General features: G+C 45.0%; 27 protein-coding genes and 1 tRNA gene. 11 read left to right on the top strand and 17 right to left on the bottom strand.

The genetic code is table 11. The annotated features are described in order from the left end of the window. Together ABIL00_06145 and ABIL00_06150 are read left to right on the top strand one after the other, a co-directional pair. A partial coding sequence (locus ABIL00_06145; GenBank protein MEO0110336.1) for a hypothetical protein occupies positions 1-182 on the top strand: 182 nt, incomplete at its 5' end. Further along, on the top strand, positions 179-1,147 hold the full coding sequence (locus ABIL00_06150) for an electron transfer flavoprotein subunit alpha/FixB family protein (GenBank protein ID MEO0110337.1): 969 nt from the start codon (positions 179-181) through the stop codon (positions 1,145-1,147). The genes ABIL00_06145 and ABIL00_06150, both read left to right, overlap by 4 nt. Here ABIL00_06150 and cdd read toward each other — a convergent pair. The 6 genes from cdd to ABIL00_06180 form a co-directional block, all read right to left on the bottom strand. Continuing rightward, a complete protein-coding gene (gene cdd, locus ABIL00_06155) occupies positions 1,137-1,535 on the bottom strand; it encodes a cytidine deaminase (protein MEO0110338.1) in 399 nt (132 codons plus the stop codon). The genes ABIL00_06150 and cdd overlap by 11 nt on opposite strands. Before the next feature lie 7 nt (positions 1,536-1,542). Then, a tRNA-Leu gene (locus tag ABIL00_06160) sits at positions 1,543-1,624 on the bottom strand. 10 nt (positions 1,625-1,634) lie between these two features. Next, positions 1,635-1,877, bottom strand: coding sequence for a NifU family protein (locus ABIL00_06165; protein MEO0110339.1), 243 nt, complete (start codon positions 1,875-1,877; stop codon positions 1,635-1,637). 17 nt (positions 1,878-1,894) lie between these two features. After that, positions 1,895-2,860 (bottom strand): thiamine-phosphate kinase, encoded by a 966-nt coding sequence (gene thiL, locus ABIL00_06170; protein ID MEO0110340.1) that lies wholly within the window; start codon positions 2,858-2,860, stop codon positions 1,895-1,897. A gap of 25 nt (positions 2,861-2,885) precedes the next feature. Beyond that, complete coding sequence (locus ABIL00_06175) at positions 2,886-3,278, bottom strand: hypothetical protein (GenBank protein MEO0110341.1); 393 nt, start codon at positions 3,276-3,278, stop codon at positions 2,886-2,888. A gap of 20 nt (positions 3,279-3,298) precedes the next feature. Next, positions 3,299-4,474 carry a hypothetical protein gene (locus ABIL00_06180; protein ID MEO0110342.1) on the bottom strand — a complete coding sequence of 392 codons (1,176 nt, stop codon included), beginning with the start codon at positions 4,472-4,474 and terminating at the stop codon, positions 3,299-3,301. 146 nt (positions 4,475-4,620) lie between these two features. On the opposite strand from ABIL00_06180, the gene ABIL00_06185 reads away from it, so the two are divergent. Both ABIL00_06185 and ABIL00_06190 read left to right on the top strand, forming a co-directional pair. Continuing rightward, positions 4,621-4,935 carry a hypothetical protein gene (locus ABIL00_06185; protein MEO0110343.1) on the top strand — a complete coding sequence of 105 codons (315 nt, stop codon included), beginning with the start codon at positions 4,621-4,623 and terminating at the stop codon, positions 4,933-4,935. Positions 4,936-4,944: 9 nt separating this feature from the next. Beyond that, positions 4,945-6,162 carry a glycerol-3-phosphate acyltransferase gene (locus ABIL00_06190; protein ID MEO0110344.1) on the top strand — a complete coding sequence of 406 codons (1,218 nt, stop codon included), beginning with the start codon at positions 4,945-4,947 and terminating at the stop codon, positions 6,160-6,162. A 7-nt stretch (positions 6,163-6,169) separates the two neighbouring features. Here the strand turns inward: ABIL00_06190 and ABIL00_06195 are convergent, their stop codons facing one another. The 5 genes from ABIL00_06195 to ABIL00_06215 are packed head-to-tail and all read right to left on the bottom strand — an operon-like array spanning position 6,170 to position 11,070. Then, complete coding sequence (locus ABIL00_06195; GenBank protein MEO0110345.1) at positions 6,170-7,408, bottom strand: ABC transporter permease; 1,239 nt, start codon at positions 7,406-7,408, stop codon at positions 6,170-6,172. Further along, the gene (locus ABIL00_06200) at positions 7,405-8,079 is read right to left on the bottom strand and encodes an ABC transporter ATP-binding protein (protein ID MEO0110346.1); all 675 of its coding nucleotides are present in this window, start codon (positions 8,077-8,079) and stop codon (positions 7,405-7,407) included. The genes ABIL00_06195 and ABIL00_06200 overlap by 4 nt, the downstream gene beginning before the upstream one ends. After that, the gene (locus ABIL00_06205; protein ID MEO0110347.1) at positions 8,076-9,146 is read right to left on the bottom strand and encodes an efflux RND transporter periplasmic adaptor subunit; all 1,071 of its coding nucleotides are present in this window, start codon (positions 9,144-9,146) and stop codon (positions 8,076-8,078) included. Before ABIL00_06205 ends, ABIL00_06200 begins: the two co-directional genes overlap by 4 nt. Then, positions 9,143-10,456: a TolC family protein gene (locus ABIL00_06210; GenBank protein ID MEO0110348.1), complete on the bottom strand. Its 1,314-nt coding sequence runs from the start codon at positions 10,454-10,456 to the stop codon at positions 9,143-9,145. Before ABIL00_06210 ends, ABIL00_06205 begins: the two co-directional genes overlap by 4 nt. Continuing rightward, positions 10,414-11,070 (bottom strand): YIP1 family protein, encoded by a 657-nt coding sequence (locus ABIL00_06215; GenBank protein ID MEO0110349.1) that lies wholly within the window; start codon positions 11,068-11,070, stop codon positions 10,414-10,416. The genes ABIL00_06210 and ABIL00_06215 overlap by 43 nt, the downstream gene beginning before the upstream one ends. 538 nt (positions 11,071-11,608) lie before the next feature. On the opposite strand from ABIL00_06215, the gene ABIL00_06220 reads away from it, so the two are divergent. From ABIL00_06220 to ABIL00_06250, 7 genes are read left to right on the top strand one after another with little or no spacing between them, the layout of a single operon-like run. Continuing rightward, complete coding sequence (locus tag ABIL00_06220) at positions 11,609-12,676, top strand: hypothetical protein (protein MEO0110350.1); 1,068 nt, start codon at positions 11,609-11,611, stop codon at positions 12,674-12,676. Further along, positions 12,677-14,158: a M28 family metallopeptidase gene (locus ABIL00_06225; protein MEO0110351.1), complete on the top strand. Its 1,482-nt coding sequence runs from the start codon at positions 12,677-12,679 to the stop codon at positions 14,156-14,158. Further along, complete coding sequence (locus ABIL00_06230; GenBank protein ID MEO0110352.1) at positions 14,155-15,369, top strand: 2,3-bisphosphoglycerate-independent phosphoglycerate mutase; 1,215 nt, start codon at positions 14,155-14,157, stop codon at positions 15,367-15,369. Before ABIL00_06225 ends, ABIL00_06230 begins: the two co-directional genes overlap by 4 nt. Continuing rightward, positions 15,369-16,631, top strand: a complete 1,263-nt coding sequence (gene murA, locus ABIL00_06235; protein MEO0110353.1) for a UDP-N-acetylglucosamine 1-carboxyvinyltransferase — start codon at positions 15,369-15,371, stop codon at positions 16,629-16,631. The genes ABIL00_06230 and murA overlap by 1 nt, the downstream gene beginning before the upstream one ends. Continuing rightward, on the top strand, positions 16,624-17,679 hold the full coding sequence (ispG, locus tag ABIL00_06240) for a flavodoxin-dependent (E)-4-hydroxy-3-methylbut-2-enyl-diphosphate synthase (GenBank protein MEO0110354.1): 1,056 nt from the start codon (positions 16,624-16,626) through the stop codon (positions 17,677-17,679). The genes murA and ispG overlap by 8 nt, the downstream gene beginning before the upstream one ends. A gap of 27 nt (positions 17,680-17,706) precedes the next feature. Then, the gene (locus ABIL00_06245; protein MEO0110355.1) at positions 17,707-18,996 is read left to right on the top strand and encodes a BREX system ATP-binding domain-containing protein; all 1,290 of its coding nucleotides are present in this window, start codon (positions 17,707-17,709) and stop codon (positions 18,994-18,996) included. Continuing rightward, positions 18,996-20,312 (top strand): BREX system ATP-binding domain-containing protein, encoded by a 1,317-nt coding sequence (locus tag ABIL00_06250; protein ID MEO0110356.1) that lies wholly within the window; start codon positions 18,996-18,998, stop codon positions 20,310-20,312. The genes ABIL00_06245 and ABIL00_06250 overlap by 1 nt, the downstream gene beginning before the upstream one ends. Here ABIL00_06250 and ABIL00_06255 read toward each other — a convergent pair. The 6 genes from ABIL00_06255 to rsxC are packed head-to-tail and all read right to left on the bottom strand — an operon-like array spanning position 20,266 to position 25,256. Continuing rightward, the gene (locus ABIL00_06255) at positions 20,266-21,267 is read right to left on the bottom strand and encodes a 4Fe-4S binding protein (protein MEO0110357.1); all 1,002 of its coding nucleotides are present in this window, start codon (positions 21,265-21,267) and stop codon (positions 20,266-20,268) included. The genes ABIL00_06250 and ABIL00_06255 overlap by 47 nt on opposite strands. Continuing rightward, the gene (locus ABIL00_06260; GenBank protein ID MEO0110358.1) at positions 21,264-21,848 is read right to left on the bottom strand and encodes an RnfABCDGE type electron transport complex subunit A; all 585 of its coding nucleotides are present in this window, start codon (positions 21,846-21,848) and stop codon (positions 21,264-21,266) included. The genes ABIL00_06255 and ABIL00_06260 overlap by 4 nt, the downstream gene beginning before the upstream one ends. Then, positions 21,845-22,462 (bottom strand): electron transport complex subunit E, encoded by a 618-nt coding sequence (locus ABIL00_06265; protein ID MEO0110359.1) that lies wholly within the window; start codon positions 22,460-22,462, stop codon positions 21,845-21,847. Before ABIL00_06265 ends, ABIL00_06260 begins: the two co-directional genes overlap by 4 nt. Further along, positions 22,459-22,992, bottom strand: a complete 534-nt coding sequence (locus tag ABIL00_06270; GenBank protein ID MEO0110360.1) for an RnfABCDGE type electron transport complex subunit G — start codon at positions 22,990-22,992, stop codon at positions 22,459-22,461. Before ABIL00_06270 ends, ABIL00_06265 begins: the two co-directional genes overlap by 4 nt. Then, positions 22,982-23,977 (bottom strand): RnfABCDGE type electron transport complex subunit D, encoded by a 996-nt coding sequence (locus ABIL00_06275; protein ID MEO0110361.1) that lies wholly within the window; start codon positions 23,975-23,977, stop codon positions 22,982-22,984. Before ABIL00_06275 ends, ABIL00_06270 begins: the two co-directional genes overlap by 11 nt. Further along, complete coding sequence (gene rsxC / locus ABIL00_06280; protein ID MEO0110362.1) at positions 23,967-25,256, bottom strand: electron transport complex subunit RsxC; 1,290 nt, start codon at positions 25,254-25,256, stop codon at positions 23,967-23,969. Before rsxC ends, ABIL00_06275 begins: the two co-directional genes overlap by 11 nt. Between the last annotated feature and the right edge of the window lie 161 nt (positions 25,257-25,417).

The following is a 25,417-nucleotide window of genomic DNA, read 5'->3' on the forward strand; positions in this document are numbered from 1 at the left end:
TTAAGGTCTATGATTTAACTTCTTTGAAAATTACCGAGGAGGATATTAAAAATAATGCCGGTTTAGAAATTGTCCGTTTCGCAAAGCCGATCCGGGAAGCAAAGGCGGAGTTTCTCGTTGGTAGTCCAGATGAGATTTCGGAAAGGGTTGCCCAATTGATTAAGGAGAGGGGGTTAATATGAAAGAGGTTCTCTCTTTGGTTGAAAACGAGGGGGGAAAGTTAAAGGATATCACCCTTGAGGTCTTCACCTTAGGGAAGGAGTTGAGTGAGAAATTCTCCCTCCCCCTCAGCGCGGTCCTTTTCGCCGAAGACGAAACTCTTTTAGGTGAAGTTACCAACTGGGTGGATGAGGTAATATTTATTTCTGACCCCATCTTTAAGAAGCCAAACTCGGAAATTTATAACGAAAACCTCCTTTCTTTAATCCAAGAGCGAAAGCCGAAATACATTATCATCGGCAATACCGCCTTTGGGGTGGAGATTGGTTCCTATTTAGCCGCTAAGGCGGGCTACGGACTAATTCCGGATTGCACCGGTTACGAAATTGTTGACTCCCAAATCCTTTTTCATCGGGAAATCTATGGTGGTAAGATTATTTCCACTCTCACTTCCCCTAAGGAAGATGTGATCCTGAGCATCCGCAGCGGTTCTTTTAAGGTAAGAGGAGAGGGGAGGACAAAAGCCGGCCGAGTCACTCACTGGGCAGAGAAAAAGGGGGTTTATAAAACTGAGATTTTGGGTTATAAGGAAGCGGAAGCCGGAGCGGTTGATATCACAAAGGCTAATATCGTAGTTGGTGTTGGTCGGGGGATAAAGAGTAAAGATAATTTACCCTTAGTTGAGGAATTTGCTAAGGAGATTGGTGCGGTGATCGGTTGTTCGCGGCCGATCATTGACTTCGGTTGGCTACCGAAAGAAAGATTGATTGGTTCTTCCGGCAAGACGATAAAACCGAAGGTTTATATCGCCTTAGGCATTTCTGGCGCCTTCCAGCACGTCTCGGGGATGAAGGATGCGGAGACGATCATTGCCGTGAATAAAGACCCGGAGGCACCCATCTTCTCGGTTGCCCATTACGGGATTGTTGGTGATGTGATGAAACTTTTGCCAACCCTAAGGGAGAAGATAAAGGAGATTAAGTCTTAACTCTTCTGCTACCCAGAAAAGGTTTGGGCAAAAGTTGGGAGAGGCGTAAAAATTTCTTTTTCCCATCTTTATTCAAAAGAATAATTTTCAATTCCCGACAATGTTCCCTTAATACCTGTAAGCAGGCACCACAGGGATAGGTGAAATTTTTAGTTGGGGTATAAACGAGAAGGGTTTTAAAATCTCTCTCCCCTTCACTAAGCGCCTTAAATAAGGCTACCCTTTCGGCACAGATTGTTAAACCATAGGAGGCATTTTCAATATTTACCCCGGTGAATGTCCTATTGGATTTCGCTTTAATTAAAGCCCCCACCTTGAAATTAGAATATGGAGAATAGGAGAAGTTAATTACCTGTTTTAACTCTTTGACCCCGTTTCTATTTTTCAAAAAGAAATGCCCGGGGCGGGATTTGAACCCGCACGCCTTGCGGCCTACGCCCCTCAAACGTATGTGTCTGCCAATTCCACCACCCGGGCTAATATTATTTCACTTTATCGGTTCCTCTTCGGTAATCACCTCTTTCACTTCCGCTATCTCTTTCTTTAATACCTTTTCCACAAAGCCTTTCAGGGTGAAAATTGCCATCGGACAGGTCGCGCAGATTCCTTTTAAGGAGACCTTAACTACCCCATCATCTTTTACCTCTATGAGTTGAATATCACCACCCTCAGCAGCCAGATAGGGTTTAATCTTTTCGTCAATCACCTTCTCAACTTTTTCTTTTAGCATATTTTCTCCAGATTTCATTATAAGAGATTATTCTCTGCCGTCAAGTGGTCATAACCAGTAGGTGGCAGCGGATATTCTTTCCCCTCTTTAATAAAGAAGACCCCCCTCCCTTTTTCGCACTTCCCAATTTCCGCAATCTTCAACCCTCTTATCTCCTTTGGTATCTCTTTATCGCTTGTGAAGAGGAGTTCAAAATCTTCTCCTGCGGAGAAGAGGAAATCCTTTAAGTCAATTTTAAGTCTTTTGGCTAAACGCTTTGTCTCTTTATGAATGGGTAATTTTTCCCAAAAGATTTTTATCTTCACCTTGCTCTCCCGGGCGAGATGGTTGAGGTCGGTTGAGAGCCCATCCGAGGTATCAATTAGGGAATTTAGTTTTTTCCTCATCTGCCAGGCTTCAAAGATCCTGGGGAGGGGACGGAGATGGCGGACGATTGTTTTCGGATACTCTTTCCGGGATAGCCCTTGCGCCAGAGCAATCCTCCCCGTTTCCGCCATTCCTAAGTAACCGGTGAGGAAGACTTTATCGCCAACACGGGCGGAATCTCTTCTCACGGCTTTATCGCTCTTTCCCAAAGCGGTGAGGGTGATTCCTAACTTAGGAGAGGCAACGATGTCACCACCCGCCACTTGGCAGTTATATCTCCGGCAAATATTCTCAATCCCTTGATAGAGGGATAGTAACTCCTTCCTCTCCATCTCTCTGGGGAGGTATAACGAGACCAAAATTAGAATCGGCTTTCCCGCCATCGCCGCGATATCGGAAAGGGTAGCACAGGTTATTCTTTCCCCTAAGGTCCGATAGTCAAAATAGCGTAGGTCAAAATGGACCCCTGCCAAAAAGGAGTCCGTGGTCAAAATCTCCCCATTTTTTAAGAGGCAGGAATCATCACCGATTCCTAATAAAACTTCTCGGCGCCTTCTCTTTACCAATTTCTTAAGCGCCGAAATCACCTTCACTTCTCCCAGCTCTTTAACCTTCATCCGTTTCCGATTTAAAATTGGGGAATTAGATAAGTTTTTCCTCTTCCCAATCTTTTCCTTCGGATGGGGATTGGCCCAGGTTTTTTAGGTGATGGCAGTAGCGGCGGAAAATTTCTTCATCCTCCAAGATTGCCACCCGGGTGATGATAATCTTTCCCGCCTCGTAATATAATTTCAGACCGTAAGATTGATGTCCGGGTTCCCTTACCAACCACTCATCCTGATAGCCAATTTTAGTTGCGGTATAGCCCTTACCCAACTCCTTTTGGATGAAATGGGCAAGGTCTCTACTCAATACCTCCAAGGCAACTCGGTAATTGACACCTTCCTTTAAGGGGACAAGGATTACTTCTCCCCCCAAATCCCTAAGGTCATCAATCCGCACCTTATCCAAAAGAAAATATTCACTCACATCCATATTTTGCCAAAAAATGAATTTTAACCGGTTTCCATACCTGTTTCCCCTTTTTCCTCCTCGCCTCGGGGCGAAGCCACGGGCTCCTTTTCTTCTTCCCTTATCTCCTCCTCTTTTATCTCCAAAAGATTCCGGTCATCTTTCTTTTTCACCAAAACGAGATAGATGAGAGTCGTTCCGGAAAACCAGATTGCTCCTCCATAAGAGAGGACGAAGAGGACCAGAAAGTAAAAGAGAAGGGCAAAGACGACCGAGGCGATCCCCAGCGTCACATTTGAGGGGTTGAAGTAAATCCCGGGGGATGATAAATAATCAATGCCGAAGAGGTTTAATAGGCTTAGGTGTCCAATTTTGAACCAATTGGGAAGAAATTCGGGTGGCGTCAACCGGATAAAATAGGAGGCATTAGAGAGAACTTCTTCCATTTTGCCTCTCACGAGTAAATTAAGAATGGCGATACCAACCCGGGTTGCCAGAATGGTGAAGAAGCCTAAAACTACTACCCCAACCAATTTTAATATCCCGAGGAGTATCGTATAGATAACCAAGCGCCAGGGTTGTTCGTTTAAGGAAGAGAAGACCTCAAAGAGGGTATCAAAAATATCATTCTTTGTCACACCCACGATCGCCGGAGCGAGGATTAGGGTGAAGATAAAGACTATGCCCAGATAGACAATAAAGAGGCTGGCGGCAAAGGCGGGTAAGGAAAAGATGGCTAAAATCAATTCTCCGACATAAGGGATTTTTGTTAAAAGGCCTAAGATGAGGCCGCAGATAACAATTACCAAGATGAAGAGGACGATCAGAATAGGGGAGAAAAACCAACTCTTGAAATTCTTCTTGGCGTAGCGAAAACTTTCTTTTATCTCATAGAAATCTTCGCCCCGCAGTTGCTCATAAGTAACCTTACTGATGGCGGTTCCTGTCTTACCGAGTGTGACGAGAAAAAGGAAAACCCCCAAAGCCCAGAGGAGATAGGAGTAAAAGGGAGAATTAAGAGGAAGAGATGGACAGAGCCGACTCTCCTTCCAGATTTCAGAAAAAGGTATACCAGCAGAAAGATGGGCGAGGTAACCGAAGACGATATAGAAGAGAAAAGCGAAAAGTAGTCCTAAAAACATCATCCACATCTTTTTGGCGGAAAAACCAAGCCGACAGGCAGTAAATACATCTTTATAATTAAAGTGAAGTTTCCTCATCTTCCCTCCTCATATCCTTAAAAAAAATCGGATTATAAAATAAAAGATAATAGCGAAAGCGGCTAAGGTTAAGAGGAGGAGTAAACGAAATGGGAAGAAATACCTCCTCTCTTTAAATAGCCGACGCTTCTCTCTTATCACTACTAATGATAATAGATAAAATCTTTTTGTCAACTCACTTAAATGAGATTCGGATGGTTGACAAAAGGGAGGGATTGGTTAAACTGGTCAGTGAAAACTCTTTTTCCGAAGGGGGAATTATGCGGCATCTTTCTTTAATTCTCATTTCTTACTCTTCCCTTTTTGCTCAGATGCCCCTTCGTTTTTCTCCCTTCTCCTTTTTCCAATTTGGCGTATTGGGTTTCTTTTATCTCGCTTTAATTTTTTTTCTCTTCTCCATAATCTTTTGGTTGGTTTATCTCTGGTTGGTGAAAGGTAGGGATAAAGGGAAGAAGGAGTAAATTGGACAATTGCTAAGGAATATCCTACCAATAGTTGTTGGTTACCTTTTGGGCTCAATCTTACCCGCTTATTTCTTTGGTCGGATAATAAAAGGTATTGATATAAGGGAAGTCGGAACAAAAAATGCCGGCACAACTAATGTGAGACGCCAGTTGGGAATTTTACCCGCCATTCCTACCGCCATCTATGATACCCTAAAAGGGATTATCTCCATCATCATCGCCGAGAGGATATTTAATGTCTCCCCCTTTATCGCCTATCTCAGTGGTTTTGCTTCCGTTTTGGGGCACATCTTCCCTTGGTATCTCCATTTCCGGGGTGGTCAAGGGGCGGCGACCCTTACCGGAATTCTCTTATTTAACCTCTACCAAATCTTTATTAATAAGAGAACCTTTTTCCCCATCTGGGATTTAGTAATCTTATTAATTACCGTCCTCTTCGTATTCTTCATCACCAAAACCCAAGAGGTCCTTTCCATTATCGTCCTCCCTTTATTTTCCTATCTCTTGATTTTGAGAGGCGGTCTCAACTGGACTACCTTCACTACCCTTCTGATCAATCTTTATCTTTTAATTATCGCCATCGTTAATATCATCCGTTTCCAATTGATAAAAATTGATAAGGCGCTCTATTCCCAATTCCCTTTCTGGCGGACATTTATTCGACCGGCAGGATTCTCTTTTGTCCTCTTCTCTTTCTTCCTACCAAAAAAGACTTTACTCCTCTTAATCGGCGCTACCTTATTTCTTTTTTTTCTCTTTGACTTAATCCGGATTCTTCACGAAAGGGTGGATAGATTTTTTGTTAGGGATATGAAAAGACTCTTCATCCTTTTGAAGGAGAAGGAGGCAAGACGCGTTTCTTCTATGACCATCTTCCTTTTGGGTTCTTTTTTAACCTTTTTACTTTTTGAAAATCGGATTGCCGTCTTTGCCATCTCCTTTCTCATCTTTGGCGATTTCTTCGCCAAAATCTTCGGTCTCGCTTATGGTCGGCATAAATTCTTTAATAAGACAATGGAAGGGACATTCGCCCATTTCTTAGGTTCTTTACTCTTCGGTTATCTCCTCTTCACTTCGGGTGTTGCTTTGCCTATCGGTTTAATATTCCTCGGCGCGGGGATAGGGACATTGGTGGAACTATTACCCTTAAATGTTGATGATAACCTTTCTGTTCCCCTCCTCTCCGGTTCAATACTCTTTCTCACTTTACAATTTCTCAAATGATGATTTCTCATTCGTATCTTAAGGCGGCGATGGGATTCAATTTGGCGGCGCGGTTGGCCGGATAGATACCGAAGAAAATTCCCACGCCCACGGAAAAACCAAAACCCAAAACTATTGTCCAGAAAGGAGCGGCGGCGGGAATTTTGGCAAAGACTTGAACCAGTTTGGCAATTCCGATGCCAATAATCACCCCAATCACGCCACCGATAAAGGAGAGGGTAGAAGATTCCAAAAGGAATTGGAAAAGAATTATCCGATTGGTGGCACCAAGCGCCTTGCGCAAACCAATCTCCCTTGTCCGCTCCGCCACCGCCACCAGCATAATATTCATAATACCAATCCCTCCGACCAGAAGGGAAATTCCCGCTACCCCAATCATCACCAGAAAGGCGACATTGGTGATATTGCGGTAGATAGTACGCAGGGTCTCTTGGGTATTAATCCCAAAGTCATCCGGTTGGTCACTCCGCAGACGGCGCCGGCGCCGGAGCAACTCCCGGATCTCGTCAATTGCCTTTTCCATCTCTTTTCCGCTCCGCGGAATCGCCACGAGGGAAAGACCCCGGAAAATAGCCGCGCTGCCGGTCGGTTTCTTAAAGATTTGTTCATAAGTGGTGAGGGGAATGATTATTACATTGTCCTGGGTTTGGCCCAAAAAACTCCCCTTTTTCGCCAAAATGCCAATTATCAGAAACGGATGCCCGAGGATATTTAGCCTTTTCCCGATGGGGTTGGTATTGGGAAAGAGGTTTTCCGCAATCTCTTGCCCAAGGCAACAGACCTTCCGCGCCCTCTTATAGTCGTCGTCTTGAAGGAAGCGACCGATACTCACCGAATAATTGGCGGTATATTGGAGGTCGGGATTGGAGCCGATAATCTCCGCCATTTTATACTTATTCCCTTGGTAAGTGATACTGGAAAGGATGTGGCTCCGGAGGGGAGAGACTTTATAAACGGATGGTAATTGGGCAATAGCGTAACCATCTTCTAATGTTAAATCCCTTCTCTTCTGGATCTCTTCAAAGTCAATCCGGCCGGTTCCCCAACTCACCTTCTGGATGTAAATGCTGTTAGCCCCTAAGGATTGAATCTGTTGCTCAACCGTCCTATTTAGACCCTGGATGAGGGAGATGATGGCGATCACCGTCATCACCCCAATGATAATCCCCAAAGTGGTAAGGAAGGAACGGAGTTTATGGGTGCGGAAGGTGGCGAAGGAGAGTTTTAGATATTCCCAAAATTTCATTTAATCTCGCCGTCAACTAATAATAACTGCCTCTTCGCCCTTTGGGCGATGTTCGGGTCATGGGTCACAAGAATGATGGTCCTTTTCTCTGCCGCCAATTCGGAGAAGAGGTCCATAATCTCTTTTCCGGACTGGGAGTCTAAATTTCCGGTTGGTTCGTCTGCCAAGAGAAGGGAAGGATTGGTGACTAAGGCACGGGCAATCGCCACCCTCTGCGTTTCGCCACCGGAGAGTTCGTTCGGACGGTGGTTAACCCGGTCGCGCAGGCCAACTCTTTCTAAGATAGCGAGTGCCTTCTTCCTTCTTCTCTCCCGACTTTCTCCAGCATAGATTAGGGGTAATTCCACATTCTGGAGGGCATTGTATCGGGGAAGGAGGTTAAAGGTCTGGAAGACGAAGCCAACCTCTTTATTTCGCATCCGGGCTAATTCCTCATCCGAGAGGTTTGAGACATCCCTCCCCTTAAAGTAATACTTCCCTTCACTTGGAGTATCCAAAAATCCAATAATGTGTAAGAGGGTTGATTTTCCTGAACCCGAAGGACCCATAATGGCGATATATTCCCCCTCTTCTACCCGCAGGGAGACGGAACGTAAAGCGGTAACGCTCACTTTCCCCGTAGAGTAAATTTTTTTCACCCCCTCCAATCTCAAGAGAGAGTCATTATTCATTTCACTTTCACCAGTTCCCCGTCTCGCAGATGGGCGAGGATGCGATAGGGTCCGGTGATGACTAATTCCCCTTCCTTTAACCCTTCAGTAATTTCCACTTCTGTCTCGCCGAAGAGACCTGTCTTAACCGGAACAATTTTTGCCCGCCCTTTTTCCACCCGAAAAACGCCATCTTTCTCTTCGGAGCCAATCTTCCTTTTCCCCACCGCGGAGATAGGAATAACCAAAGCCTTCTCTTTCCGATTGGTCTCAATTTTGGCGTGGGCGGTCATTCCTGGTCTTAAAAGGGAAGAGGTATCAGTAATCTCAATTTCCACCTCAAAGGTTTGAGCCTTCTCCTCACCCAATTGGCGCGTCACAGGCATACAGCCGACCTTAACGACTTCCCCGGAAAACTTCCGCTCGGGCAGAGCCTCCAACTCTATCTCCGCCTTATTACCCAATTTTATATCCACCACATCCCTTTCCGAAACCTCAATCACCGCCACCATTTTTGATAGATCGGCAATCACCATCAGGACGGTTCCTGGATTATTCATCGTACCGATGATTACTGTCTCCCCTTCTTCTATATTTAACTTCACCACCTTGCCGTTGATTGGGGAGTGAATCTCTGTCTTCTCGTAGCGGTCTTGGGCGTCCTTAAAATTTGCCGCCGCCACCTGATATTCGGTTAAGACCCTTTCGTATTCCTCTTGGGATAAGAAATTCTTTTGGAATAAGGATTCACTTCTTATCAATTGCGCCCGGGCTTGTTCCAAGCGCGCCTTTGCCAGTTCGTATTGTGCCTCATAGGATTTTCTTTCCAAGAGGCAAAGCAATTGCCCCTTCTTCACCCAGTCTCCTTCTTGAACATAAAGCCTCTCCACTTTTCCCATCACCTGAGAGGAGATGTTCACCTGACTTTTTGCTCGGAGCAGGCCATCCCCACTCACCGTAGAGACGAGAGGTGCATAGGAGACCTTAGTGGTCTCCACCTCTTTTCCTTCTTCCCGATTGGTAAAATTGAGGATGATGACCAAAATGAGAAAAATTAAACCAATAAGGATCCAGATTCTCTTCTTCATTCTTCTCCCCCTAAAAGGTATTCCATCTCTGCCTCCGCCTCTCTAATCTCTACAATACTGGAAATATAAATCTGGTGGGCGGTCTCATATTTGGTTGTGATATCCAGAAAGTCAAGATAGGAGAGCCGGCCCAATCGCCTCTCCTCCTCTGCCAACCGGAACATCTCCTCCGCCAATTCCAAATTCTTTTTTGCGGAGAGATAACGGGAAAATGCCAATTTTAAGGAGAGGTAGGCATTATGGGCGGATTGGTAAAGGGAGAGCCAGGTTTCTTTCCACTGCCCTTCTTGCCGATTTTTCTCTTGGGATTTTGCCAATTGGGAAAGGGAATAGTTAGGGAGGTCAAGAAATGGGAAAGTGAGAGAGAGGGAGAGGCTTAATTCATCCTCCGTCTGCCATTCCTTTATCCCTTTTGGGAAGGAGAGGGAATCGGAATAGCGAGAGGAGAGGGTGAGGGAAAGGGAGGGGAGGAAGGCAAAAAGGGATGAGTAATAAGAAAGCCGCGCCCAATTCCTTCCCTCGGTAGCCACTTTCAATTCCGGATTTTTCCTTAATAAGTTCTCCCAGAAATGAGAAAAGTCCAGGGTGAAGGAATCCGGAGGGGTTAACTCCTCCGTTGCCCAGAAAAATTGATTCCCTTCCCAACCGATTATCCTCTTTAAGTTCTCTTGGGCGAAGAGAAGGTCTTTCTGGGCACTGCTTTCCTCCAACCGCGCCTGATAGAGTTCATTCTCACTGCGGAGGAGGTCAATCCTACCGCTTTTATTAAGGCGGAACATCTCTTTACTGAAAGAGAATAGACTCTCCCTCTTTAAGACCTCTTCTCTTTTTATCCGGTAAACCTCCTGCGCCTTGAGAAGGTTATAATAGGCACTGGTCGTAAGATACTTCAATTTCGCCCTACTCCAACGGAGATTCGCCTTTTCCAATCTCGTCCCATAGCCAATACCGGCGAGACCCAAAAAAAGGTCAATAGAGAAAAGGGGTTGGATTAAGCCAATCTCCCCTTGGTAAGATTTACCCCTTCTCTCTATCCCTACTCTCTCCGTTTCCCATTTGCTATAACCCAAATTGAAAAAAGGGGAAGGTAAGATCCTTTCTATAGGTTCTAATACCCTTTGATAAACCGCCCTCTGATGATACTTCTCCTGCCACCGATACGGACTTTTGCGAAAGGCGAAGTTGATAGCCGAAGAGAGGGATAACTTAACGGTATCGGAGGGGCTAAAAAGAGATAGCCAGAAGAGGAGAAAGAAGGGGCAGTTTGTCATCTTCCCCGGAGGGAAAGGAAAGCGATAAGAATTACCCAAAGGGAGTAGAGGCTAAAAGGAAGATAATATCCCTTCTTTCCCTTCAATTCGTAGATAAGAGTGAGCCCCAGGCCAATCAGGGCGAATTGGTAAATAAGGAAGATATCTAATTGAGAGAAGAGGGAAAAGAGGAAGGTCTTTTTTAAATTTTGGGGAAGGATTAAAGAGAGGTTGGTGGCGACAAACGGGCTCTTCTTGATTAGAATCAGGAGGGAGCGGAGAAGATTGCCTAAGGCACTAACCAATCCGGCATTTACCACGACCGAAAAGGTCTTTAAGAAGATCCCTTCCTTCCCCAAAAGAGGTAAGGCAAAATTTAAGAGGAGGGAGAGGAGGAAGAGAGCGATGAAGGTGGTGAAGATGACAGAAAAGGAAGTGAGAACCAATGCCTTTGGGCTCTGATAGAAGTTCTTCACCCTTTCTATCTGCTCCTCAGTCATTCCCCGTTCCCTCATTTTTGTAATGATTTCATCAAATTTCACATAGCGGGTAGCAACAAAAGATTGGAGGAGGGCGCTGATCAGGATGAGGATGAGGGGTAATAGCCAGATTGGTTTCTCTCTCAATTTAAGAAAGTAACGAGTCGGAGAAAAAAAGAGGTCTAAGATATTCATATCCCTCATTATAACCAATAGTTAAAGTTTTGCAAGTGAATTTTTTCACTTTATGGTGTTAAACGGTTTTGGGATTAAGAGACCTCTTTTCCCAAGCCGGTTTTTTTCTTTCTCCTTTTTGTTGTTTTGGGTGAGGTCAATGGCAGAGTTGACATTTTCGGGAATTACCTTATAATTAAACCAAACTGAATAATTAGAGAAAACTATTTTCTTTCCAAAAGGGGAGGGGTCTATTTTTATAAAAAGGGGTGTAGCATACAGGGGATGGTATCCGGGGTCTAAATAGGGGTTTAGTAAGGAGCCTAATAGAAGGTTTAATTAAGGGGATAATATAAGTTCTAATAGAGGCTCTAATATAAAGACAGATAGGGATGGTAATTGGGTGGTTAATTAGAGACCTAATCTGAGGCGTAATAAGAACCCTAATTGGGATAATAAACGAAGGTCTAATTGAGAGACTAATCGGAATAATAAATAAGGGCTTAATAATTTGAATATCTCGTTTGACTTTCCCATAAATTATAGTATAATAAGTTAAATGAAAGTTGCCACCTTCCTCATTTTCCTCCCTTTATTTCTCTTTGCCAATCCTGTTATTAACCATTGGGTCGCCTATTCCCCTTCTTATAACTGGCAACCGGGCTTAGTGGCGGAGAGCAGTTTAGTTTGGCAGGATTTACGCACTTTAAGTTGGCATAATTTTGTGGGCATTGCTACTTATGGCACACTTGATTCTTTGCACCGGGTAGCCCGTTATGCGAAAAGGCTCGGTTTTTCCGAGGTGATTGTTGGCATTTGGATTGATAGTAATATGGTAAATAACCGAGAAGGGATTAAATGGGCAATTTCTGCTCAAAACTTTGCCGATGCCTACTGTGTCGGCAATGAAGTTCTATTTTTCCATAGGCTTCCCCCTTCCATCAATGATACCAATTACTTGCGTTGGGCGATGGATACGATTCGCCAAGTCACTCGTAAGCCGGTAACGACCGCCGAACATTGGAAGGTGTACGATTCACTCCCTTATAGAGCTTGGCTCTTACGCAATTGTGATTTTCTCTTTCCCATTATCAACCCTACGGATAATGGTATCCGTGACCCAAGCCTTGGTGCCCGTTGGGTAAAAGGGAAGTTTGATAGTCTAAGAATTATTGCCGGGCAGAAGCCGGTGAGGATTAGAGAGGCGGGTTGGCCCACGAATAGCGAAAGTTTGCACCATCGGGTTTGGGCAAATGAGATTTATCAAGATCTCTTCTTCCGTTCTTTAGACTCCCTTTTTGCCGAAAGTCTTCCTTTCTGCTTCTTCTTTGAGGCATTTGACCAGTTCTGGAAAAGGGGAGGAACCCAACCCTATTGGGGATTATTTGACTCCGCGCGTCACGCCAAACTCTTTGCCGGTCGTTTGGGAATTAATTGGGAAGATAAGAGAAGAGGTGAGAAGAGAAATTGGAAGACAATGGTGATAAGAAGATTAACCCAAGAGCAATTTCCCATTTTTGATGCCAGCGGCCGGAAGATAAATCTGCCAAAATTTCTTAGCCCGGGTATTTACCTTTTTTATAATGAGAAAGATAGGAGTTGGCAGAAATTTATCATTCTCAGTTAAATGACTCACCTAATAATTTTTCTTCTGGCGATTGCCAATAAAGATTTTTTAATGGAAGTGAAAAGGAAAGATTTATCCCTTTTATCCGCCGCAGGCGATACCTTCCGCAAAGCGAGACTTCGCCCGAGGCGAGCGCCACTTCCTGGCGGGGAAGAAGAGGTAATTAAAATTATTTTAGAAGAAAAAGATTTGGTTTTAGTAATTGGTAACAAGGAGGCAACTTCTCTAATGAGAGAAGAGGGAATTAGTTATAAGATTTTAGATTCTCTCCGCGAAGGAGAAAACTATTTTTTGGTTTGGAAGCCGGTGGTAATTACTGGTGGAGAAATAATCTTAGAGAGAGAAGGATTTTTCTTAATCCGGGCGAAGGGGTTGGAGGATATCCATTTTTATCCCCGCCTTCCCGAAGGGGTCTATAAAATTCCCTTTACCCCAATAAAATTTTCCCCAGATGGATGGCAAGCCCCAAAAACGAGAGCCGACTCCTTGATTCAGGAGATGGTGAATAAGGTCTCTTCTGATACTATTCTCTCTTTTGTCCAAAGGTTACAGAACTTCCGAACGAGATACTCCTCCACCGATTCGGCATTTGCCTGTGCCAATTTTATTAAAGATAGGTTTCGGGATTATAATTTGGATTCGGTCTATTTCCATTCTTTTCGCTCTGATTTTGCTCCCAATGTGATTGGGATAAAAAGGGGGCAGGAGCCGGAAAGTGTCTATCTTGTCCTTTGCGCTCATTTTGATAGTTATTCCGGTAGTCCCCAAGAATTTGCCCCGGGTGCTGATGATAATGGGAGTGGCACCGCCTTGGTTTTGGAAGTAGCGAGAATCTTAAAGGATTATCACTTCCAACATAACATAAGGTTTATCGCCTTCTCCGGAGAAGAAGAAGGACTTTTAGGTAGTGAAGCCTATTGCTATCAGGCAAGGAATTTGCATTATGATAGTATCATCGCCTGTCTGAATGGCGATATGTTTGCCTATACCTTACCCAACCGCGATTCCTGCTCGGTGATTGGTAAACCAAGTAATCCCAATTGTGCCCCTCTGGTTGATTACTTTATCCAGTGTGCCCAGGCCTATACCAACTTAAAGTGTCAACGCCAGGTGATTGACCGTCCCCGTTCTGACCATGCCTCCTTTAATCGTTATGGTTATATCGCAATTCACCTGCGGGAGAACTTAAACCTTTTTAACCCTTACTACCATACAACCGGGGATACGATCGGCGCGGGTTTTAATGACCTAAACTTCGTCACGGAGGTGGTGAAGGCAACCTTAGCCACCCTTGCTTCCTTAGCGGAACCAATCTTAGTTGGGATGAAGGAAGAGAGAGTAAGCAATAAGGGAGATGGGAAATGGGATAATTTCACCTTTTATAATATCTTCGGCCAGAGGATAAAAGAAGGAAATCTTCCCCCAGGGATATATTTCCTTCGGGAGAAAAAGGGGGTTAAGAAATTTATAAAATTAAAATGAATAAAAGGATAGAGGAACTTATTATCAAGAATAGTAAGAAGATTCTTTTAGTGGTCCTTGATGGCCTTGGTGGCTTGCCGCTGGGAAAAACCGAATTGGAAAGTGCTCATACCCCAAACCTTGATTTTTTGACAAAAAGGAGTTCTTTGGGTTTAACGATTCCGATTGATTATGGTATTACTCCGGGTTCGGGCTCTGCTCATCTTGCCCTTTTTGGTTATGACCCATCCCAATACGAGATTGGCCGGGGGGTGATGGAAGCCTTAGGGGTTGGTTTAGATATTGGATACGAAGACCTATGTATCAGGGCAAACTTCGCCACAAAAGAGAAAGATATAATAACCGACCGTCGGGCAAAAAGATTAAAGGGATATAATGTCTCTCCGGATGAAAAGAATCGGGAATTGTGTAAAAAACTCCAAAAAGAGATAAAAGAGATAAAAAAGGTAAAGGTGATAATTGAGCCCGGAAAAGAACACCGGTTTGTTATCGTCTTGCGGGGAGAAAATCTCTCTCCCGAAGTGGAAGAGAATGACCCCCTGAAAGATAATTTGCCGGTTAAGGAGATAAAGGCGAAAGATAAAGATAATAAAGAAGCAAAATTTACCGCTTTTCTCTTAAAGGAATTGGTTAGGAAAGCAGAAGAGGTCTTAAAAAAAGAGAATAAGGCAAATTATATCCTTCTTCGTGGTTATAGTAAAAAGCCAAAGATACCTTCTTTTTTAGAGAGATTTAAATTAAATCCGGCTTGTATCGCTGTCTATCCGATGTATAAGGGAATTGCCAAACTTTTGGGAATGGAAGTGTTAGCAACCGAAGAGGGAAAAGAGGTGGAAACCCTAAAAGAGAATAGAGATAAATTTGACTTCTTCTATCTCCACTTCAAAGAAACGGATATGAGAGGGGAAGATGGTGACTTCTCTGGAAAAGTGAAGGCGATTGAGAAATTTGATAAAATCCTTCCCGAAATCTTAAAGATGGAATTTGATGTCTTAAGCATAACTTCCGATCATTCCACCCCTTCCCTCTTAAGATCCCATTCCTGGCATCCCAATCCCTTTCTTTTATTTTCCCCTTTTACCCTTCCGGATGGTTTTAGAAAATTTACCGAAAGGAATTGTGCAAAAGGTAGTTTGGGAATCTTTCCAGCAACCAAGGTAATGCCTCTCCTTTTAGCCCATTCCCTAAAGTTAAAAAAATTTGGTGCCTGATGGATAAGTTTCTAATTAAAGGGGGAAAGAGATTGAAAGGAGAAGTGGTGGTCGCCTCCGCCAAGAATGCGGTTTTACCGCTGATGGCTGCCTCAATCCTTGCCGATAGTGAAGTAAGGTTGAAAAATGTTCCGGATTTGATGGATGTGAGGACGATGTCCACCCTCTTATCTTCCTTCGGTTGTTTAGTGAAAAGGGAAGGGAAAGATTTAATTATTGACCCAAAAGGAATTAATAATCTCATCGCTGACTATGAGATTGTGCGCAAGATGAGAGCCAGTTTCTTTGTTTTAGGTCCCCTTCTGGTAAAATACAAAAGGGCGAAGGTCTCTCTACCCGGTGGGTGCACCATTGGTCCCCGACCGGTTGATTTACACTTAAAAGGTCTCTCAGCCCTGGGTGCCAATCTGAAAGTGGAAGAGGGTTATGTAGTCGGAGAGACGAAGGGGTTAAAAGGGGAAGAGATTTTTCTGATGGGAAACCGGGGTCCTTCGGTCGGGGCAACCGCCAATGTCCTAATGGCGGCGGTTTTAGCGGAAGGGAAAACTGTGATTGAGGGTGCCGCTTGCGAACCGGAGATTGTTGATTTGGCAAACTTTTTAAGCAAAATGGGGGCGAAGATAAAAGGTGCAGGCACGCCCAGGATTGAGATTGAAGGGGTAAAAGGTCTTTCCGGGGTTGAATACCAACCAATTCCCGACCGGATTGAAGCGGGAACCCTTGCCTGCGCCTGTGCCATCACCGGCGGCGAGGTAAGAATTAAAAATTGCCTACCCGAACATCTGACGGCGGTCTTAGAGAAGTTAAGGGAATGCGGGGTGGAGGTGGAAGAAGGGAAAGGAGAGATTAGGATAAAAAGAGAGAAAGATTTATTAGGGGTAAATATCACCACCGCCCCCTATCCCGGTTTCCCGACGGATATGCAGGCGCAGTTTATGGCACTCTTGACTATCGCCAATGGCAAAAGCGTGATCACCGAAACAATTTTTGAAGACCGTCTCACCCATGCGGTTGAACTCCAACGTTTTGGGGCAAAGATTACGGTGAATGATAATATCGCAATTGTGGAAGGCATAAAAGAACTGAGTGGGGCACCGGTGATGGCTTCGGATTTGCGTGCTTCCGCCAGTTTAGTCTTAGCGGGTCTTGTGGCAAAGGGGGAGACAATTGTCTCAAGGATTTATCATTTAGACCGCGGTTATGAAAGATTGGAAGAAAAGTTAAATTCCTTAGGGGCGGAGATAAGAAGGGTTAGTGATTAAAAGGAAGAAGACAAGAGAGGTAAAAATTGGTTCTGTAAAAATTGGTAATCTCCACCCGATTGCCGTCCAGTCAATGACCAAAACAAAGACCAGTAATTGGCAAAAGGTATTAAAAGAGATTAGGCGGTTGGAGATAGCCGGCTGTGAAATAATCCGGTTGGCCTTTAAGGATTTTGAAGATATAGAAGTAATTCCAAAGTTAAAAGAGAGGTCAAAAGTTCCCTTAGTTGGTGATTTCCATTTTGACTACCGTCTGGCAATTGAAGGGATAAAAAAGGGACTGGATAAGATAAGGATAAATCCGGCGAATATCAAAGAAAAATGGCAATTGAAAGAGATTTGCCTTTGGGCAAGGGATAAAGGAATTCCCATTCGCATTGGCTTAAATACCGGTTCTTTTCGCTCTTACCGGCGGGAGAGGCTATTTTCCCTTTTGGAAAAGACCGTCTCCCTTTTGGAGCGGAATCATTTCTCCTCCATCGTCATCTCCGCCAAAACTCCATCTCCAATGGCGACGATTGCCATCTACGAGAAAATTTCAAAAGATTATCCTTATCCCTTACATTTGGGCTTGACCGAAGCCGGCTTACCATTTGAAGGTGGCATCAGAACCGCCCTTTCCTTTGCCCCCCTTCTCCTAAAAGGGATTGGGGATACCCTAAGGGTCTCTTTAACCGGTGATGCGGTCTGGGAGGTGGAGGCGGCTTACGAAATCTTACAGGGTTTGGGGTTAAGAAAGAAAAAACCAATTTTTATCACCTGCCCGACTTGCGGCCGGTGTCAGGTAAACTTGATAAAAATTGCCCAGGCGGTAAAAAGGGAACTGAAAAGGACGAAACCCGCCTTGGCCGGATTGCGGATTGCGGTGATGGGTTGTGAAGTGAACGGACCGGGGGAGGCAAGCCAAGCCGATTTTGGGATTGCCTGCGGCAAAGATAGCGGCCTTATCTTTAAGAAGGGGAAGGTGGTGAGGAAGGTAAGGGCAGAAGGTTTGGTGGAGGAATTTGTGAAATTGATTTTGGAGGATAAAACATCTCCATTGACTTAAAGAAAATATCTTCTTATAATAAAGACAATGCTTCCAATCCCAAAGGAGTATGCAAAGGCGATAATTAATAAACTCGGCTCCTCCGGCACACCACCGGAATTCGGATTAGAATTTTTCACCATCGGTTTGGATAAATATTTGAAGGTAATTGAAGAGGAATACCTCACCTCCCTCCTTAAATTCCGCCTCTCTTCCTTCAAGATGGTGGTCGGCAACTACGGTGGTGGTAAGACCCATTTCCTCTATCTGGTGCGCAATCTCGCCTTCAAGAATAATTATGTCTGTTCTTATGTCGCCCTCTCCCCAGTGGAGTGTCCTTTTGATAAATTGGAGTTGGTCTACCGGCAGGTGATCTTGAACTTGATGCCGCCCCTGAAAGAGGAGGATTTATTAAAACCCCTTCCCAAAGGGATTGACTTCTTTATTAAAAGTTGGTATTACGAATTTAAGAATCAGACGAAGGAAGCGGATTCCCCTCTGGTGGTTAATGAGTATTTGAAAAATCTCCCCGCTACGGAGAGTAGTAGTTTTTCTAATGCGGTGAAGGCGGCTTTTCAGGCTTATGCCACTAATGACGAGGAAGGTTATGCCACCTTCATTCAATACTTAAAAGGGGAAGAGATTCCGCGGGAGGTGAAGATGCGATTTCGGATTTCGGAGAAGGTGGAAAAGACCAACGCCTTCCGGATGATACGCAGTCTCGCCCAGTGGGTAGTAGCGATTGGTTATTCCGGTCTCATCCTCCTCTTTGACGAAGCGGAAAGGGGAATTTCCATCTCCTCTTCTAAGGATAAGAGGCGCGCCTTAGATAACCTCCGGCAGATTATTGATGAATGTGGCAATGCCCGTCTCCCCGGAGTGATGGTCTTTTATGCGGTCCCCAACGAGGAACCACTCTTAGACGGAACGGGTGGGGTTTATGAAGCATTAAAGCAGAGGCTCAGAAGTTCCTTCACCAAAACTAATCCCTCGGGGGCAAGAATTAATTTGGAGGATTTGGATGTGCCGCCGGAGGTATTCTTAGAGAGATTGGGGAAGAAGTTAGCAGAGATCTTTTCCTATGCCTACTCCTTCTCCTTTTCTCCGGCCGATCTTGAGAAGACCCTAAACCTCCTTATCAAAAATTGCCTCTCTTCCTATCTCTTTGATGTTAGTTATCGGCGCTTATTCATCTTAGCCCTCATTGAGGCTTTCTACCGACTGAAAGAAAATCCCGGAAAGCCTCTGAGCGAAAAGGAGATTAAAGAGATCCTCCATCTCCACCAGAAGGAGTTAGCAGAGAAGGAGAAGGAAGAGGTGGAGAAGGAAGAGTTTTAATGGATAATCGCGGTTCAACCTGCTCCCATCCCGTCTTTGGGGAAGGGGAGGTTTTGGCGGAAAGGTTTCGGGGGCAGGAGTTTTTAGTGAAGTTTCGGACCGGCCTCAAACTCTGGATCAGAAAGGAGAGGCTCTTCTTTTTTGGTCCCCTCCGAGAGGAGAAGATTGACCAGATATCCGCCCGGCGGATGACGGAAGCCTTCCGGCTGGGGATTGTCCCGAGGCGGGATATTGAAGATTTCACCTTCGGCCGGGAGGAAGAGATTTCTCAATTTAAGAAAGCGATAGAAAAGTTAAAGAAGGGAACAGGAGATTGTCTCTTAATAGAGGGGGAATACGGCTCCGGCAAGACCCACCTCTTAGAATACTTCTACCATATCGCCTTAAAAGACGGTTTCTTAGTGAGCCGAGTGGAACTTGACCCAAGGGAGGTTTCTCTTGCCCGACCGAAGAAGGTCTATCGGGAGATCATCCACAACCTCCGTTTCTTAGAAGGGGAAAGGGAAGGAGGTTTTCGCGATTTTCTCCGTCGGGCGAGCGGTTTGGATATTAAAGATCATATCTACTTTACCCCCCTCCTCTCTTCCTTAAAGAAGTTGGAAGAGGATGGTCTTAAAGCGGAGGTGTGGTGGCAATGGGTAGAAGGGGAGTCAACGAAGGAATACGCGATAGAAAATAAATTTTACCGGATAAAGGGAAGTTATAAAATCCCCGCCCTTTACGATTTTTCCACCGCGGTTGATTTCTATTGCTATCTCCTTTCCGGGATTTCTTACATGGCACGGGAGTTAAAATTTTCTGGTCTCGTCCTTTTACTGGATGAGGCGGAAACCGTTGCCCACCTTTGGGATACCCATTCTTTCCTCGCCGGACTCTCTTTTTTAGAAGGTCTCATTCACACCAGCCTCAACCTTCCGGAATGGAAGAAGATAACACCCAACCATCTCCATAATGGGATGCGCCCCACCCCTTACATTTACAAAAATTCCTATCTCCTCCTCACCATCGCGATGACCCCTCTCCCTGATGGCAGTATCTCCAACCGAATTCGTCAGATTATCAAAAAGAGTATCCCCCTCTCTCCCTTGTCCGAAAGGGCTTGCCAAGAGTGTTTTTACCACTTGGTCAATCTATATCTTGCCGCCTATCCGGAATTTACCTTATCGCCTCTCAAAGAGAGGGAAATTTTATTCTCCGCCCTCCAGCGCAAGAATTTACGCGACTTTATTAAGTTTACAGTTGACTATTTAGATGTTGAACGGCACGCCGTCACTTGTAGGCGTAACCTAAAGCCCCGACCATCGTTATCGCTTTAATCGGGCAGACCTTAAAACACTCTCCACAACCGATACATTTTTCAATAATTACCTTATGCCGCTCCCCGATTTTCCCTTCAATCGCTTGAAACTGACAGACCTTCACACACTCCCCACAACCATCACAGGCGGTAGAGATCATGGCGTAGGGACGAGCCTTTGCCCGGTCAACATAGGATTTCGTTGGGCACTTATGGACACAGATACCACAATCGGTGCAGAGGGAAAAGTCCATCACGGGTAAATTATTCTCCAGGTGCAAAGCATTATAAGGGCAGGCCTTAATACAAATCCCGCAGGCAAAACAACCGACCCGACAGACCTCCCTTACCTCCCTTCCCTTATTCGTTGAGACGCAGGCTAAATAGACCAGTTTCGTTTTGGGAATGAGTCTTAAAACCTGCTTCGGGCATTCCCGAACGCAAATTCCGCAGCCGGTGCATTTCTCCTCATCAATGATTGGCAACTCATTTTCTCCCATCCGGATTGCTCCGAAAGGGCAGACTTTTACGCAATGTCCATAACCCAAACAGGCAAAATCGCATCTCTTATCACCGGAATGGAGAAGGGCAACCGAACGGCAATCTCTCTTTCCCCGCAGAAAAAACTTTCTGGCACACTCTTTTTTACCCCCCTGGCAGACTAAGACCGCAATCTTCTTCTCCGGAAGAATCTCTTCCCTTCCCAAAATTTCGGCAATTTTTACCCGGTTCTCTTCCCCCAATACGGAACACAGGGATAAACTAACTCCCCCCTCTAATAGCCTTTCCGCGAAGGCGGCACACCCCGGGAAACCACATCCCCCGCAATTGGCATTGGGGAGAAGGTTTAGAATCTCCTTTAGTCTCTCATCAACCCGAACCCGGAAACGAGTTGCCGCCAAAACTAAAATCATCCCCATTAAGAAGCCCAAACCACCAAGGACGAAAAGACCACTCAGAACTAAATTACTCATAGGGAAATACCGAAGAGGCCAATGAATCCCATAAAACCTAAGGAGACCAAGGCAGCGGCGATGAAGGCAATCGTATAACCCTTAAACGCCGGAGAGATTGGGGCGTAGTCCAATTTTTCCCGGATGGCGGCGAAGATGAGTATGACAAACATAAAGCCGAGCCCGGTGCCTAAGGCAAAGAGCAAAGCCTGTAATAAATTATATTGATAGTTAATCACCAAAAAGGTGCAAGCGAGAATTGCGCAGTTGGTAGTGATTAAGGGGAGATAAATTCCCAAGGCGGAATAAAGAGCCCGAAAACTCTTTTTGAGAAACATTTCCACAAATTGCACTAAGGAGGCAATCACTAAGATGAAGACCGCGGTGCGCAAAAAGATGAGATTTAAGGGTAAAAGGAGGAGGTGATACAAAATGAAGGTGACAAAGGTGGCTAAGGTCATAACAAAGATCACCGCCATCCCCATCCCGAAGGAGGTAGAAAACCGGGTGGAGACGCCAAAGAAGGGACAGAGGCCAATATACCGCATTAAGACGATATTATTCACTAAGAAACTGGCGATGAAAATCTTTAACGGGTTCATCTCTTTTCCCTTTTAATATATTTATTGACCAGAGCCTTTAAAATCCCAATCAGTAAAAACCCGCCGGGTGGAAAGATCATAAAGAGGATGCCGTTATTTACGAAGAAGGAGATGCCAATTGGTTTACCGAAAAATGTCCCCGCGCTTAAGAATTCTCTGATGGCGCCCATAATGAAGATCACCAAGATGAAACCCAAACTCTTTCCCAAGCCATCAAGAAAGGAATCAATCACCCCGTGATGGTAGGCGAATGCTTCTGCCCTTCCCAAAACGATACAATTGACCACAATTAAAGGGACAAATACCCCTAAGACCCGATAAAGACCCGGTTCGTAAGCCTGGAGAAGATAGTCAACGATTGTGACGAAGGTTGAGATGATGATGATAAATACCGGAATGCGAACCTCTTCTTTCACCATCTTCCGGATGAGGGAGACGAAGATGTTAGATCCGATGATGACAAAGGATGTTGCCAAACCCATACCTAAGGCATCCCGAGCGGAAAGGGAGGTTGCCAGAGTGGGGCAGAGGCCGATCATCAAAATGAGAATCGGATTCTCTTTGATGATACCACTGAGAAGGTAATCAAAACGGGAAGGTCCTCTCTTAATCATTTAAGATATTCCTCATAAATCCTTATCCCTTCTCTAATCCCCTCACAGACCGCTCGGGAGGAGATAGTGGCGGCGGTCACCGCGGCAATCTCTCCACCTTCGCTCTGCAATCTAATCCTTTCCCTTCCCTTCCCGATAAATTGGGAAAGGAACTTATCCTCCCGAATCTTTGAGCCCAAACCCGGTGTCTCCTTAAAGCCTTCACTCGGACCGGCAATTCTTATTCCCACAACCTGACCACTGGTATCAATACCGCAGAGGATACCAATCGGACCGCCATAACCGCGGGGGAAAGTTTGGAAGACTAACCCAACCTTCTCTCTCCCCTCATTATATCCCAACCATAAATTTTCCTCTACCTTTTCAAATCTTACCGCATTGGGTAAGACAAAAGAGAGGGCAGAAGAAAGTGCCAATGCTTTCTCCTCTTCAATCTTCTTTTGGGTCACGGAATAAACCTTCCCCAAAAGATAGGCGGAGACAAGACAGACTATTCCTAAGACGACGATTGGTTTTATCCTATCGGCCATAAATCCTCGGTTTGGTGTAGCGTTCAATAAAAGGGGTGAGGACATTCATAAAAAGGATTGAATAACAGACACCTTCTGGATAACCACCGAAAAGTCTGATGAGCATCGTGAGGATGCCGCAACCAATACCAAAGATTACCCTTCCCTTCGGGGTGATCGGGATTGTCACATAATCGGTCGCCATAAAGAAAGCCCCTAAGATTAACCCACCGGAAAAGAGATGGAATAAGGGTGAGACCGCATTTTGAAAGAAAATCTTATGGAAGAGGGATATGAAAAAGACGGTTGCCAAGTAGGATAAGGGAATCCGATAATCAATCACCCGGTTGATGAGTAAGAAGACCCCTCCGAGGAGTAAGAGAAAGGCTGAGGTTTCCCCCAAGGAACCACCAACCGAACCGAAGAAGAGATTTTTTAAGACCGGGAGTGAAGAGAATTGGGAAACGAGTTTTGGGTAGGCGGTAGGATTCATTAAGCGGGTATCTTTTAAGAGGGTGAGGGGAGTTGCCTGGGTGATGCCATCAATTCCGGAGAGGCTACCAAAACGGGGTGGCAGAAAACCTTTGGTCATAAAACTGGGCCAACTCACAACCAAAAATGCCCGGGCGGCTAAGGCGGGGTTGATAAAATTATAGCCTAAACCGCCAAAAAACTGTTTGACAATAATTATGGCAAAGGCGCTGCCGATGATTGGGATAAAATAGGGGACATTCGGGGGCAGATTGAAGGCTAAAAGGAGACCGGTGATGAGGGCGCTCCCATCCCCAATCGTTATCTTCCGGCCGAAAGCCTTTTGCGCCAAGCCCTCAAAAAGGAGGGAGGAGAGGGAAGATAGAATAATAATAATTAAAGCCCGGATGCCAAAGAAATAGACGGAGCCGATTAAAGCCGGGATTAAAGCAACTACCACTGAAAACATCAAGTATTCAACATTCACCCGATCTCGGATGTGCGGGGAAAAGGAAACAGTTATCTTATTTTCCATAAGCCTTCGCCATCTTAAAACTCTCAACCAGACCAATCTTTGCCGGACAAGTGTAGGCACAGCAACCACATTCAATACAATCCAAAAGGCCTTCTTCTTTTGCCTTAGCAAACTCTTCGTTCTTTATCATTTGGTAGAGGATACTTGGAAGAAGATGCATCGGACAAACCGAGACGCACCGGCCGCATCTTATACAATCCCTTGCTGGCTCTTCCTTCTTTCGGGTAAAGAGGAGGATACCGGTAGTTGCCTTTAAGGTGGGGGTGGAAGGGGAAGGGACGGCAATTCCCATTAAAGGACCACCAAAAATTATCTTCTCTACGCCATCTTTCATCCCCCCACAGAAATCAATAATCTCTTTTATCTCGGTGCCAATCTTTACCCTTAAATTTTTCGGTTTATTAATCCCATCCCCGGAGACCGTAACTACCCGTTCGTAAAGAGGCTTATTACAAAAGACCGCTTCGTAAACCGCAAAGGTGGTCTGGACATTCTGGACACAAACCCCAACTTCATAAGGGATTTTTCCGGAAGGGACTTCCCTCTTTAAGGTTGCTTTAATCAGTTGTTTCTCCCCACCTAAGGGATATTTGGCATGGGAGATTACCAATTGAAATTTAATTTCCGAATTTTGGCTTTTGATTTTTGAACCGATACTTTCAATCGCCTCCTTTCGGTCTTCTTCAATGGCGATAATCACCTTCTTTGCCTTTAAGATTTCCGCCATCACCTTCGCCCCTAAAAGGACTTCTTCGGGATATTCCACCATCACTCGGAAATCACCAGTGAGATAAGGTTCACATTCGCAGCCGTTGATGATTAAGGTATCAACCGGTTTTGGGGGGTTGAGTTTAAGATAGGTAGGGAAGGCGGCACCACCCATTCCGACAATACCCGCTTCCCGGATTTTTTCCCAAGGTGAGAGGTTTTCGGGTAAAAGGGCAGTTTCCCCATCACCAAGATTTTCAATGAGACAACCTAAACTCTTCCTTCCTAAGACGGGATGGGGAAATTCTTTTATCTCCCGAACGATACCGGAGATGGGTGAATGGACGGGTGAAGAAATTTTGCCTTCCCCGGCGCCAATCTTCTCCCCTTTTTTCACCTTATCCCCCGGTTTCACAATTGGCACCGCGGAACTGCCGGTGGGGATTACTTGGTGGAAAAAGACGAGAACCGATTTCGGTTCCGGGAGAGACTCAATTGGGCAGTTTTTAGTTAACTCCTTATAACTCTTTGGCTTTATTCCGCCGGGAAAAGTAAATCTCTTACCAAACATAAAAACTAATTATAGGGAAAAAGCCTTTTCTGTCAACAAAAGTTTTTCTTAGAAATGAGGCGACATAAAAGTCGCCTATTAAAAGAAGGGTCTTTCTTTTAAGTTTCGCATTTCCAATAACTTAATTATTTTAGGTTAAATTGAAGTGAGCCCCACCACCG

This window comes from candidate division WOR-3 bacterium (assembly GCA_039801905.1).
Classification (GTDB): domain Bacteria; phylum Hydrothermota; class Tepidihabitantia; order Tepidihabitantales; family JBDRVQ01; genus JBDRVQ01.